Genomic DNA, 12,479 nt, shown 5'->3' with positions numbered 1-12,479 from the left:
TACTTTGAAAAAGAAATCACTACTATTAACAGTCCTACTTTTTGTAGGCTGTTTTTTTATGTTTACACAATCTACTCTCGTGTTTGCAGCACCTGAACCTGACGAAAATAAAGTGATTGTAAGGGAACCTACCACAGACGTAGATACCATTTACGAAAATTACAAGGATAATTCATTTGAATTAATGACCAAAGAAATGGAAAAAGATAGTGTTTTTGGTGTGAAAGAAGCTATTACCAATGCGTCAGCGACACTGAAAAATTTTACATGGGCTGGTGTTAAAGGGCTTGGTCAATTCAATGCTGAAATGGTCAAGTTCCTTTTTAGTATGGACGTTGTTACACCAATTAAGCAGCCTATCCAACAATTGACCTCCAATATCGCAGGAAACATGTTAAGCATTGCTGGAACGATAGGGATTGGTTTTGTTACGTTAATTATGGGAATTAAATTCATTGGTGAGCAGCGATTTCGCCAAGCGCTACGAGTCTTTCTAATGACCATACTTATCTTTACAGGACTTTCCGTTTGTAAAGACGCAAACACGTCCGATTCGTTGTTCAACCAAATGTTTGACGCAGACAAACAAATCGAAGCAGCATTTGTAAAAGTCAATCCTGTATTAAATGGTGAAAGTGTTCCAGAAAGTAAAGATGGGAACGTAAATGAGCGCATGAAAAGCGCAGGAGAACTAATTGCTTCTCGTGTGTTTTACACCAATGTGTATGAACCTTATTTACTCATGAATTATGGTACGTCTAATTCTGAAACCATTCGTAAAAAACAAGTCGAATACAAAGATTCAGAATACGACCGTATCAACATTTTACTAGATAATGATGTGACCAATGATGATAATGTTACACTTCATGAGGACGTCACAAAATATGAAGCAGACGAATTGAAAAACCGAAACATTATGTATTTCAAAAATTTGGATAATACTTTCTACGGTGTGTTTTACATTGTCGTGAATTTGATTCAAACGATTGTTTATTTTATCCTTTGCTTTGTCCGTCTAGTCATTGCAGTTATGCAGATATTTTTATTACCACTCTTACCAATTCTTCTTTTAGTCGGTTTATTCATGATAGGAATCAACGTTTTTGTGAATTATTTCAAAGCCTTTGGCATGACCATTTTCATGAAGGCTATGACGGGCTTCGCCTGTATCTTCTTTGCCACGTTTCTGTCTTTAGGGTTTCAATTAAGTAACGCTGTTGATAATCCATGGCAAAAAATCTTAACGATTTTAATTTACTTGTTGACGCCATTAGGTCTGTATATCTTCCGTAAATTCTTAGGTAGTCTGTTTACTGGAAGGGTCTCTTTAGCTGACGCTATGGCGTTTGCAACCCACCCATTTAGTACCGAAAAGAAAATGCGTGAAGCCGCAAAAGAACAGAAGGCAGCCAACAAAGAACACCGCAAACAAGCCAAAGAAGAACGAAAAGCCGCACTGAGAAAACGCCAAGAAGAAGCACAAAAACGAGGAAAACAAGAGCTTGGATTGAAACAAAAACCCGTGAAAGAACGAGAAGCCAAGCGCAGTGCCTTACGACGTGAGTTAAAACCAAAAGCACAGCACAAAGCCCCAAGCAGTGTGGAAAAAGCGCAACAGAACCTACAAAATTTACACGAAAAAGGACGCCAGCAAGAATCGAAGGAACAACAACAGCTTGCTCGTCAACGTCAACGCAAAGCCTACGACAAGGAGAACCTGCAAACAGCAGCGGCACTTGTGGCAGCCAATCAAAACTTGAGGAAAGGAACCCCGTTAGCAGACGGAAAATCCGACCCAAGAGAGAAACAACAAGGGACACAAATCCGTCAAAACAACCGACGGATAGGACAATCACGAAAAGGAAGCGTCGACGGGCAACGTTCAGCGGCACGCCGTCAAGGGCAAAAACAAGCGCTGGCTAAGACAGAAGCTGCACAGACGGGAACCAAACAGCGGCAAGCGACAAACAATCGGTCGGTCGCCCGTAGCCAACACCGAACGATTGGGCAAAAACCTGCCAATACAACGATTACACCTAAAACCAACAGCCAATCAAGAGGACGCTCCTTAAACGGAACGGGGGGCAGTCCATTGCGACATAAAGCACCTGTTCGTCAAAAAATGCAAGCTGTTCAACAAGTCATTGACCAACCATCACCGAAGGTTCAAGCAACAGAAAGTCGTCCGACGACAACCGTTGTGCCACCGATCACACGCATGGCAAAACGAAATGCACCACCTGTAAAAATAAAAAAAGCACCGAAAGGGTCCGCTGTTCGTCGAACCATTAAAGCGAAGACAGCCCCACCTTCTGCAAAAAATCCAATGAAAGGAATGAGACGACCTCGTGCAAGAAAATAATTTTTTTAATGGACTGTTTCAGTCAAAAAATCCTTCAAAAGGAACCAACCAACCCCCACAACGGACAAAATATCAGCAACTTCTCCTTGCCTTTTGTTTTGTAGGTGTGTTGCTTTATCCTTTTTCATTTACGGGCGTTATTCCTTTATTAGTGGTACAACTAATTGATAAGAAAGAGAAAGCAGCACATGTCTATGACATGGACTATGAGAGCTTCCTAAAGCGTGGAAGCTCTCTTTTTTTTAGCCTAGCTTTTCTCTTTTCAATTCTTAACCTACTCAGTTTTACTTTATGGATTCCACGTGGCTACTTTTCCGCCTATCTCTTCTTTCCACTTAACTTGTTACACACCAGCCTACAATTTAGCTGGCAAACAATCGTCGCATTAGTGCTTGGTGGGTGTGGCATGGGCAGTATCTTTGTTTCATTTTCAGCATTTATCGCCAAGCGGAAAGTCGTGTCAAAAGAAGAGGAGCGCAAGCAAATTCTACAATCCAAAGACTACAAGAAACGAAAGAAAGAGAAGTTCAAAGAATCGCAACGATATACAGAAGAACATGAACGTGCGTATGAAACTGCCATTGAAACCATGGACTTTGCGTTGTATGAACAACTAAAAAAACAATTTCTGCTAGGGACAAGTGAGTTTGGGCTGCCTTATATCATGGACTTTGACGAGTTTAATCAACATGCGTTAATCCCAGCCACGACTGGTTCAGGGAAGACCGTTTTGCTTCAATTATTCGTTCAATATGCTGCTAAATTCAATATGCCAGCGATACTGATTGATGGTAAAGGCGCACGAGATACATTGGAAGCCATGCAAGCGATTGCTGGGTACTACGATAAAGAAGTACGAGCGTTTACAGATGATGGGGATATGCGATACAACCCAGTAGAACATGGGAATGATATATCGATTCGAGATAAGCTGGTTACCTTAGCAGAGACAGAGAGCGTCTTTTATTCAGGCGCCGCAAAAGCTCTTTTGCAAGTCACTATTCAATTATTAGACGAGTTCAAAGGTGCTGATGTCCACCTATCAGGTGACACCGAAACAACCACAGGTATCGAAAGAAGTTTGCCTTTTGTGCAAAAATTCTTGCTTCCTAGAAACGTTCTGCACTTGTTTGCGGACGCTATCTTACCCAATAATCCCAAGTTATTTGAGATTGAGGTAGAGAAAAAAATAGAGCGTCCAAAGAAAAAAGCAGCAAAAGAAGTAACACAAATACTTGATGATTCAGACATTCAAACGGAGAATGAGAACCAAGAAGAAGTGAAAAAATCGCAAGTAAAAGACAGTAAATTTAGAAACATTTTCCAACAAGGAGACACACAACCAGAGACAGAAACGATTGTTCTTAATCGTGAAACATTGGATTTAGATTCGTATTATATATTACTCAAAAGGAACCTTAAGTACCTACCAAAAAATGCAGAAACAGGGGAGAACGTCAAGCGGAAATTGTTTGAACGATTGTTTATTCGCTATGAACACAAAGACTCTCCGTTTTATTTGTACGAGACTTCCGAAGCATTACAGACCAATTTAAACATGTTACTTGATAGCAAATTGGGGGAGTTGTTTGATACAAAAGGTGCAGAAAACAAACTAGATAAACTAGATATTCAAGAAATCGCTCGTCAAAATGAGATTGTGTATGTCTCATTAAATGGATTGATTTACAAAGAATACATTCGTACATTAGCACAAATGCTTGTGGGGGACGTCAATTATTTTGCGTCAGAAATGTATCGAAAAAACCAAAGTAAAGGCATACTGGTACTCTTTGATGAGCCTGCTTCTTACTTAAACGAAGCGTTTATCGACATGGTAAACAAAGGTCGTGGTGCAGGTGTCCACGCCATTTTCTCCCCACAAACAATGGCAGATATTGCAAAACTAGGCGATAAATTGCAAGAACAACTCGTCGGAAATGTAAATACATTGATTATTGGGAAGACGAATGAGACTGGCGAAGCAGAGTATTGGAGTAACACAATGGGTACCTATGAAGACATTGAGGTAACGAGCATGATTGAACAAGAAGACGGGTATTCTGATGTCGGAAAAGCCGATTGGACAGGCGAACGTGGGACAAAACGAAACGTCGATCGCTTCAAAATCAACCCAAATGCGATTAAAGCGTTACGTACAGGTGAGTTCATTGTGTCACGTACTGCCAAGAATGTAGACGAGCCACCACAAACCGTTTATGTGCGAAACGCACTCGATTGGCTTAAAAATAATAAGCGAAATTAATGAAAGTCGTCTGCAAATATCGGCAGTAAGTATGCAGTATATATGCAGATAGTATGCAGTAAGTATGCAAAAACAAAATACTAGTAGCACGTCCTCGGCGCTTGGTATCAAAGGCTTTCTCCGCCTGTAAAATTCCTGACCATTTTCGCTCAACGTGGGTTAAAACCCTCTTATAAGCGAAAATGGTCAGGAATTTTACAACTACGAAAAAAATACCAAGCGCCGAGGACAAACAGAATAGAGAAAAATATATAAGATAGAAGTAAGATAATAATAATTAAGTTCAAGAGATGAATTCAAAAGATTAAGTTCAAAAGATTAACAACTACCCCTTGCGATAGACGCCCCTTCACCAAACCTTGAAGGGGCTATCGCTAAGAGCAACAACTCCCTAAATCCCTCACAAAAACTTGAGGGACTTCAACCTCGAAAAAGACTTTCTACACGATGTTTAAGAAATTCTTTTTCAATGAAACAAATAGGCAATGCCTATTTGTACCTTTTTAGAAATGCGGTGATAAATTGGAACCTTTACTTTACAACTACTACATTGATTACTCAAAGCAAGATAAAACACGTTTACTTATATTGTGTCTGCTTCATGAACTGAGAGTGATTTCCCCTCAACAATTAATTGCCTTTTTTCAAATTGGGCAACTATCCGCAGAAAGAACGGTATACAAACATTTAAGTTTATTAAAGACAGAGAAACTTATTGCTAGGTCACAAAATGGAATGAACACTTTTTACTATCTTACAAAAGAAGGACATAATTACATTGGCGGATACTACACTCTACCAAAAGTTCCCGAATACAATTTGCAGCACCATTTACAAATCAATGATTATCTAATTAAAATGTTGCAGCTTTGCCACCGCCACACTCATTTAAAAGCTGTGGTTTCAGAACGACGGAAAGTCTATGAAGTCAAAGACCAAAAGAAAAATAAAAAAGGCGTAAAATACTTTGTCCCTGATTTTATTTTCGTTTTTACTGGTGAGGACGGACGAGAAGTGGAGTGGCAATTTGAAATCGAATTGACTTTAAAAACAAGGAATCGTTACCGTGAGGGGGTCTTTCCAAAATATATTAAAAGTTTAACGACTTACGAAGACGCCCGTTTAATTTATGTCACACCTAGTCCAATCATAAAGGAAGAATTAGAACTATTTAAAGAATATTTCATTTATCAACAAGGCGAAAATTTAGAAGAAGTGTTTGAACGATTGCATGTTTTTTCTGCCGAAGAATTTGAATATGAAATGAAACAATTACTAGAAGAAGATAAATTTATCAATTGGAGTGAGAAAAAAGGAAAGAACTAGCCGCTTTGCGACTAGTTCTTTTAAGTGCATTGAATTTCGCTTCTTTGGCTCATGCTTTGACGGACTTGTTCCCACCTACTCGTTTTTATGATGGTGCATTGCCGTATGTAACGGTCTGCTGCTGTTTGTTACAGTATCACAGCCAGTCGAAAACACAAGGGTATATAAACGAGCAAGCTCGCCCTTGTGTTTTCTTGATGTCTATGAAACTTTTACGGCACAGCAACCGACCGAAACATACTGGCGAAAATGAACAATCAAATCTAAAAACGAAAAGGGGGAGAGTGCAACAAGTCCTAGCATGAGCCAAAGAAGCGAACAGCTTCCCTCACTCACGCCAGACAAAAATGGTTGTTGAAAAAACACAAATATTTTTGAAAGAGGGAAAAGAAAATGTTTAACGATAACGAATTTGTAAAAGGATTAAAAAACCAAGCAAACGAACAATTGGCAAAACGACATTTAAAAATTGATGGTTGTTTTGAAGGAAATTTTACCACTTGGATAGGCTGTTATGCCATTCCAGAAGACAAACCAACCGCTCTTGACCCTATGAACGAAGAAGAAGCCAAAGAACAAGATAAACATAGAATAAATGGAATGGTACAAGACTTTAGCGAGTGGTACGAATGGGAAATAAACAACGGTAAACTAGAAAATTTCAACTAGAATGGAAGAGGAGGAACGTTACAATGAATAGTACAAAATTACCTGAAAATTATTTAATCGTAGAATTCAACGAACGAAGCAACGACATGCGGACATATAAAGGCGAAATAGTAACACTTCATTTAATTTCACAACTACAGATACTTGATGAAGCAGTGAAAAATGAACAAGGATACTACAAATTTTATTTTGACGAAATCGTCAATGGCGAAATAATCAATCATTATCGTATAGATATAGGCGATGGATTTTATAAAAACAAGAAAATGTTTGCGTTTTTAGCTGAAAAAGCAGTTGACCTAAAACAGCTCTATTCTTCCAAACCAAACAAAAGCATAAAAAAAGAAACCTTTTGCTAACGACAAAAGATTTCTACACGTTATACGAGTTAATAATGTAAAACTAGTATAACGTACCTTAACTTATTTGACAATAAAAAGATTCCGCAAGCCCTAGAGCTTGCGGAATCTAAAGGGGACGTTCTCAAATGAAAGTGAGAAACTATAAAAACTACACAGCTGTTTATCTTGAAGAAATTACAAGCAAAGAATTTAAGGAAAGTATGAAAAAATACACTGAATTAAAGGAATGTGAAAAATATGTTGTTATCAGACCAACAAAAAAAGCGGCAGAAGCATTTGCTCAACTTCATTCCTTGCCATTATCAGAATGTAAAAAAGGCGCTAGCTACCGCATTTTAAACCTGCAATTTACAGTGCTGAACGTTGAACAAGGACTTGTTACATTTTCCTACTTTAACAGACATGGAAAAAAAGAAACAATCACACCTTTTGTACAGAACACCGCTCCAATAGGTGGCGTGCTGATAGAGACGCTATTTACATTTGATACAGGTAAATTACTTTATTTTTAGAAAATGATATTAATTTCCACGGGTGGATAACCACCCGTGGGCTAATATAAAAAAATAGGAAAGAAGGAAAAACAATGATTAATGTACACGCAGTAGGACGCTTAACGAAAGGGGCAGAGTTGCGCACCACAAACAATGGAAAGAGTGTCGCAAATTTCACGCTTGCCTGCAAACGTAAGAGACCCGATAAAGATGGCAATATACCGACAACTTTTGTTCAATGTGTTTTGTGGGGAAAACCAGCCCAAGCCTTTGCCAAATTTACTCAAAAAGAAGCGTTGATTGGGGCAAATGGTGAACTACAAACCCGTTCTTATGATGACCAACAAGGAATTACGCATTATGTGACCGAGCTAGTGGTGGAAGACTTTGAATTTTTAGAGTCCAAAGAAACGGTACAGAATCGGGAGCAAAAGCAACAAGGAATCCCACAATCAAATCCGACGCCACCTACTATTGAACCAGCCTATATGAACCAAGAACCACCGTATGAACAACCGCCATTGAATGGCATGTCTGAATATGGCTACAATCAATAAGGGCTGTTTTTTCATGCGCTCCACACTCCCACCGCCACCACCGTTTAGGAGCGCATGAAAAAAGAAAGGCTTCCGCCTTTCTTCTCGCTCAAAATGTGGTATAATGACTATGTAAAGAGGACGTACGATAAATACGCCCTCAAGTAGACCGTTTAAGACGGTAGCTAAGATTATTCGTCAAAAATAGACCAGTCACCTAGCCAAAGGTTATGACGGGTCTATTTTTTCTTGTTGTTACTGATTTTCAGAATCAATGTTGCGAATGCTAATGCAAACATTAACGCTTCAAAAACAGTCAAAGCTATTCCTTTCTAGGGAAAAAGCAAACAATGAAAAACATAGGCATTCCCCCTTTATGAGAGATTGCCACCGCCATAAACTTTCTACTCTATTATTATACCATAAAAAGCCTTGTATCGTTGCAGATACAAGGCTTTTTTGCTGGTAAAAATCAAAAAAAAGAGCTGTTTCTTCCTTACTCCAACCGACACCGCCGTTCGGAAGAAAGCCTTGTTGCACAAGGCAAAGGTCAAAACCATTCCGCTCAAATTCTCCTTTTCTGATGTCAAAACGGTGTCACGCAGCCCTTTGCGTTTTTCGCTTGCCCCTTTTCGTGTGTCCGTGCCATTCACTGCTTGCTACAGTACCACAGCCAGTCGAAAACACAAGGGTAAAATGCACGAGCAAGCTCGCCCTTGTGTTTTCTTGGTGTCTATGGTTCTTTCACTACACAGCAAACGACACGAACACACTGGTGAAAATGAACAATCGAAAACAAAACGCAAAGGGGGATAGTCTACACCGTTTGACGAAAAGGACAATTTAACCGTCCAGCTTCACTTCCTCAAACGCCTAACAAAAATGGTTGTTCAAAAACCAAAAAAGAAAGGAAAATCAAAAATGACGGTATTAATTAGTAAGGAATTTCAAACAAAATCAGAAATGGTAACAGCGAAAAAGCAGTTAAAAGCGGAGATTTACGGCACATTTGATTTAGAACGGCAAGAGGTTAGAATTCCCAACGGCTTAATTATTTTACAAAGAAAGACTTCTGCCAACCAGTGGTTAAGCTTGACGAACCGAATCAGTGATTTTTCGGCATACATGACAACTAAGGACGCAGATTATCGTCTAAAAACGCCTGATTTAATTTTAAAAGTGACGCAAAACCGAAAAGAGGGACGGTAAAATGTCTTATATGATTGAGAAAATAGTCATTCGGAATTTTTTAGACAACAACGGTATCTATTATAAAGTGCGAAAAAAAAAGGAAACTAGCTTCTGACTTTGGTATTTTCAGAGACTATGAGAATGCTTACAGAAGAATGGAACAACTAAGAAAGAAAGGCGCTGATAAAAAATGACCTACATTCAACAGGTATCAACCCTTGAAGAATTAAAGAAAGCCTATAAAAAACTAGCATTGAAATTACACCCCGATTGTGGCGGCAGCAATGAAGAAATGGCGCAACTGAACAATGAATATGATGAATTGTTTAGCAAGTTGAAAAACACTCACAAGAACAAATATGGCGAAACCTACACCAAAGAAACGACTGAAACGCCCGAACAATTCAAGGACATTATAAACCAACTTTTCAATCTAAAAATGGACGGTGTAGCAATTGAAATCGTGGGAACGTTTATCTGGCTAACGAGAAATACCAAACCATATAAGGACGATATAAAAGCCCTAGCATTTCGTTATTCACCTAAAAAATACGCATGGTATAAAGCGCCAAGTGACTACAAAAAATGTAGTCGGAAACATTACGATATGAACACCCTTCGTGAAATGTACGGCTCCCAAAAAGTGGACACAAAAAAAGAAGCCCTCACTACAGGACTTCAAAACTGAAAAAAATTAATTTACACGTTGAGTATAGACTAAAAAACAAGAAAATACAAGAAAACCCCTCGTAAGAACAGCCCACCTGCTGTCCTTACGAGAGAAGGGAGTGTATCACATGATTGGAAAAAATATAAAAGCCGTTGCTTCTGAAACCTTATCCAAGCGCTATGACCCTCGATTTGTGATTGTTCAAATGGACACAGGGGAAATTTTAGACGACGCCCAAGGCTATGGCTATAAATCAAAGCCCAATGCGTACAGAGGGTATGCGTATAAAGAGAAACAAGCAGTAAAAAGAAGACGACAACAGGAGGGATTCAAAAATGAAAAATGATTTATTGGCATTGCTTTTTCCGCTTTTTTATTCTACGTTTGGCGCTGGTTTACTCCGTTCCTTCTTTTTTGGTCGCTTGCGTCGATTGGTTAAAAAAGGGATACGCATACTTTTGTCTGGTGTGATTCTTGTGGTTGGCTGGCTCTTATTTCGCTACTTTTGGTTTTAAAGAAGGAACAGGACAATAACTATAAAAAAAGAAAATAAACGAGCAGTCGCTACGTTAACCCCAAAACAGCAAGTGGCATTAACTGCACTAGCCAAAAAGTACGACCTTTCAGAGAGCAAAATTCTTGCTCATGGTTTGGACTTATTGATTGCGCACGAACAAGCCCATTTTGATGTGGGATTAAAAAAGTGTCGGCACTCATAAATAAAGTGTCTACACTTTTCATGATGAAGGAGGAAACGAATATGACGAAGAAACAAAAACAGTGGCTAAGCTGCTTCCTTACGATTTTGCTTGTGGGGCTAGGACTAGGAAATAAGCAAGAAATTAATGCTTGGTTCGCACATTTACAATCAGATAAAACCGTTCAAACGGTACGCAATCAGTTAGATAGTAAAAACGAACAAAAACAGCGAGAAAACCATGGAACAGCTACCACAAGCATTGACCAGCAACAATACGACCAATTAGCTGCTTTAGACTTTCATAGTGGCGATAATGCTGTTTTAAACGTAAATAATGGGCAGTCTACACTGGATATTTCCCAGTGGCAAGAAAACAAGGTGATTTATGGCGATTTAGACCCATTGAACCGCACCACTGTTGTTACTGCTTACCTTGATAAACAAAATTTAGGACGTTCCGAAGGGCGAGAACGGCAAGTATGGCAACCGACAGGCTGGCACCAAAAAAAGGTTGATGGAAAAGAAATTGTCAACCGAGGACATTTGCTTGCCTATACGTCTAGTTTTAACTTTGATACAGAGGGGAACTTTAAAAAAGGAGAACTAGGGAGCCAAGACAACCCGAAAAATCTTGCCACATAGACCGCTTTTTCGAATCAAAACGTTCAGACAACCTACGAGAAGTTGGTTCGAGAAGCGCAAAAAATCAACGGAAATAAAGTCGTGTTTCAAATAGTGACCGTTTTTAGAGGAAATGAACGAATGCCACGGGGCTATTGGTTGCAAGCGATTGACAGTGCAGGTACACTTAATTTTAATGTCTACGAGTACAACGTGCAGCCAAACGTCGTGTTTCACTATGAAGATGGCACAAGTAAAATCGATAGAACAATGAAAGTGAGTTGGGAATCATGACCAAAGAAGAAAAAATAAGTTTGATTGTACGAAACAGTGACTTTACTTATGAAGAACTAGAAAAACTATCAATGTCGAGTATTGATAGCCTGTATGTGGCGCATGTTCTTGAAAAGAACGGGGGATAAATATCCCAACGTGTTGCCGTTGTGATTATAATGTGGTATACTTTATTTATAGGAAGGAAGTGATTTCATGACTGTATCACGACTTAATATTCGGATTGATGGAGATTTAAAAGAGCAAGCAAAAGAAGTTTACAAAGATATGGGAATGGATTTAACCACAGCCGTTACAATATTTCTAAAGCAAAGTGTGCGAGAACAACGTTTACCTTTCCAACCAAGTAGAGAACCCATTGAAAATGTTATTGCTCGCTATGAAGTAGAAAATGGCTTGACAACAAAGGTTGATTCAGTAGCAGACCTGATGGAGAATTTAAATGCTGACGATTGAGTACACTTCTATATTCAAAAGAGATTATAAAAGAATGATGAAAAAACACTACGATATGGAAAAGCTAGAAAAAGTAGTTAAGTTGCTTGTCACAAACAACCAAGATGAATTGGTAAGAAAATATAGAGACCACGCTTTAAAAGGAAACTGGAAAGGTTACAGAGAACTTCATTTAGATAAAGACTGGTTACTCATTTACAAGATTGACGATAAAAATTTAATCTTAACAATGACACGTACAGGCAGTCATGATGAACTTTTGTAATCTCACAAACGATAGGTTTGAACGTCTAAAAATAATTTTTTCTTACAGAAAATCATAAAAGGCTTTCAAATCAGCGAAATTAACTAGCAATTCGGGTGATTTCTATATCTCATATCAAGTATGAATTTGAGATATAGAAATTAGTAGCTTGTTTTAAATAACGTTTTTTGAAATATATTTGATATTTTTATTAAATTGTTAGGAAAACGGATACAAACAGTGCATAATTAAATTAAAATCATACAAATTAATTATTTAACTATT

Annotated in this window: 14 protein-coding genes and 1 pseudogene; all 15 read left to right on the top strand. The window is 38.5% G+C overall.

Features of this window, described 5'->3' with window-relative positions; all coding sequences use genetic code 11:
* Positions 1–4 precede the first annotated feature (4 nt).
* Positions 5–2,365, top strand: a complete 2,361-nt coding sequence (locus IGI65_RS12490) for a CD3337/EF1877 family mobilome membrane protein (protein WP_438774246.1) — start codon at positions 5–7, stop codon at positions 2,363–2,365.
* Positions 2,352–4,631 carry a TraM recognition domain-containing protein gene (locus IGI65_RS12485; protein WP_438774245.1) on the top strand — a complete coding sequence of 760 codons (2,280 nt, stop codon included), beginning with the start codon at positions 2,352–2,354 and terminating at the stop codon, positions 4,629–4,631. Before IGI65_RS12490 ends, IGI65_RS12485 begins: the two co-directional genes overlap by 14 nt.
* 522 nt (positions 4,632–5,153) lie before the next feature.
* Positions 5,154–5,957 carry an ArsR family transcriptional regulator gene (locus IGI65_RS12480; protein WP_438774244.1) on the top strand — a complete coding sequence of 268 codons (804 nt, stop codon included), beginning with the start codon at positions 5,154–5,156 and terminating at the stop codon, positions 5,955–5,957.
* Between the two features lie 393 nt (positions 5,958–6,350).
* The gene (locus tag IGI65_RS12475) at positions 6,351–6,626 is read left to right on the top strand and encodes a hypothetical protein (protein WP_438774243.1); all 276 of its coding nucleotides are present in this window, start codon (positions 6,351–6,353) and stop codon (positions 6,624–6,626) included.
* Between the two features lie 23 nt (positions 6,627–6,649).
* Positions 6,650–6,985: a hypothetical protein gene (locus IGI65_RS12470; protein WP_438774242.1), complete on the top strand. Its 336-nt coding sequence runs from the start codon at positions 6,650–6,652 to the stop codon at positions 6,983–6,985.
* A gap of 128 nt (positions 6,986–7,113) precedes the next feature.
* The gene (locus tag IGI65_RS12465) at positions 7,114–7,500 is read left to right on the top strand and encodes a hypothetical protein (protein WP_438774241.1); all 387 of its coding nucleotides are present in this window, start codon (positions 7,114–7,116) and stop codon (positions 7,498–7,500) included.
* Positions 7,501–7,574: 74 nt separating this feature from the next.
* On the top strand, positions 7,575–8,039 hold the full coding sequence (locus tag IGI65_RS12460) for a single-stranded DNA-binding protein (protein WP_438774240.1): 465 nt from the start codon (positions 7,575–7,577) through the stop codon (positions 8,037–8,039).
* A gap of 900 nt (positions 8,040–8,939) precedes the next feature.
* Positions 8,940–9,227 carry a hypothetical protein gene (locus IGI65_RS12455; RefSeq protein ID WP_438774239.1) on the top strand — a complete coding sequence of 96 codons (288 nt, stop codon included), beginning with the start codon at positions 8,940–8,942 and terminating at the stop codon, positions 9,225–9,227.
* A gap of 172 nt (positions 9,228–9,399) precedes the next feature.
* The gene (locus IGI65_RS12450) at positions 9,400–9,897 is read left to right on the top strand and encodes a DnaJ domain-containing protein (protein ID WP_438774238.1); all 498 of its coding nucleotides are present in this window, start codon (positions 9,400–9,402) and stop codon (positions 9,895–9,897) included.
* 109 nt (positions 9,898–10,006) lie between these two features.
* On the top strand, positions 10,007–10,225 hold the full coding sequence (locus tag IGI65_RS12445) for a hypothetical protein (RefSeq protein ID WP_033646597.1): 219 nt from the start codon (positions 10,007–10,009) through the stop codon (positions 10,223–10,225).
* Positions 10,215–10,394 carry a hypothetical protein gene (locus IGI65_RS12440; protein WP_438774237.1) on the top strand — a complete coding sequence of 60 codons (180 nt, stop codon included), beginning with the start codon at positions 10,215–10,217 and terminating at the stop codon, positions 10,392–10,394. Before IGI65_RS12445 ends, IGI65_RS12440 begins: the two co-directional genes overlap by 11 nt.
* 245 nt (positions 10,395–10,639) lie before the next feature.
* A pseudogene (locus IGI65_RS12435) lies at positions 10,640–11,494 on the top strand (DNA/RNA non-specific endonuclease).
* A complete protein-coding gene (locus IGI65_RS12430; RefSeq protein WP_379923978.1) occupies positions 11,491–11,622 on the top strand; it encodes a hypothetical protein in 132 nt (43 codons plus the stop codon). Before IGI65_RS12435 ends, IGI65_RS12430 begins: the two are co-directional and overlap by 4 nt.
* 67 nt (positions 11,623–11,689) lie before the next feature.
* Positions 11,690–11,950 (top strand): type II toxin-antitoxin system RelB/DinJ family antitoxin, encoded by a 261-nt coding sequence (locus IGI65_RS12425; RefSeq protein ID WP_071865807.1) that lies wholly within the window; start codon positions 11,690–11,692, stop codon positions 11,948–11,950.
* On the top strand, positions 11,937–12,215 hold the full coding sequence (locus IGI65_RS12420; RefSeq protein ID WP_071865806.1) for a type II toxin-antitoxin system RelE/ParE family toxin: 279 nt from the start codon (positions 11,937–11,939) through the stop codon (positions 12,213–12,215). The genes IGI65_RS12425 and IGI65_RS12420 overlap by 14 nt, the downstream gene beginning before the upstream one ends.
* Positions 12,216–12,479 lie beyond the last annotated feature (264 nt).

The sequence above is a fragment of the Enterococcus sp. DIV0755b genome (assembly GCF_051713765.1).
Lineage (GTDB): Bacteria > Bacillota > Bacilli > Lactobacillales > Enterococcaceae > Enterococcus_C > Enterococcus_C canintestini.
This window is presented reverse-complemented; position numbering and strand designations above follow the sequence as displayed.

Bases quoted from the DNA above. Each gene is read 5' to 3' on its own strand.
- IGI65_RS12475 (WP_438774243.1), top strand. From the start codon at position 6,351: ATGTTTAACGATAACGAATTTGTAAAAGGATTAAAAAACCAAGCAAAC.
- IGI65_RS12470 (WP_438774242.1), top strand. From the start codon at position 6,650: ATGAATAGTACAAAATTACCTGAAAATTATTTAATCGTAGAATTCAAC.
- IGI65_RS12465 (WP_438774241.1), top strand. From the start codon at position 7,114: ATGAAAGTGAGAAACTATAAAAACTACACAGCTGTTTATCTTGAAGAA.
- IGI65_RS12460 (WP_438774240.1), top strand. From the start codon at position 7,575: ATGATTAATGTACACGCAGTAGGACGCTTAACGAAAGGGGCAGAGTTG.
- IGI65_RS12455 (WP_438774239.1), top strand. From the start codon at position 8,940: ATGACGGTATTAATTAGTAAGGAATTTCAAACAAAATCAGAAATGGTA.
- IGI65_RS12450 (WP_438774238.1), top strand. From the start codon at position 9,400: ATGACCTACATTCAACAGGTATCAACCCTTGAAGAATTAAAGAAAGCC.
- IGI65_RS12445 (WP_033646597.1), top strand. From the start codon at position 10,007: ATGATTGGAAAAAATATAAAAGCCGTTGCTTCTGAAACCTTATCCAAG.
- IGI65_RS12440 (WP_438774237.1), top strand. From the start codon at position 10,215: ATGAAAAATGATTTATTGGCATTGCTTTTTCCGCTTTTTTATTCTACG.
- IGI65_RS12430 (WP_379923978.1), top strand. From the start codon at position 11,491: ATGACCAAAGAAGAAAAAATAAGTTTGATTGTACGAAACAGTGACTTT.
- IGI65_RS12425 (WP_071865807.1), top strand. From the start codon at position 11,690: ATGACTGTATCACGACTTAATATTCGGATTGATGGAGATTTAAAAGAG.
- IGI65_RS12420 (WP_071865806.1), top strand. From the start codon at position 11,937: ATGCTGACGATTGAGTACACTTCTATATTCAAAAGAGATTATAAAAGA.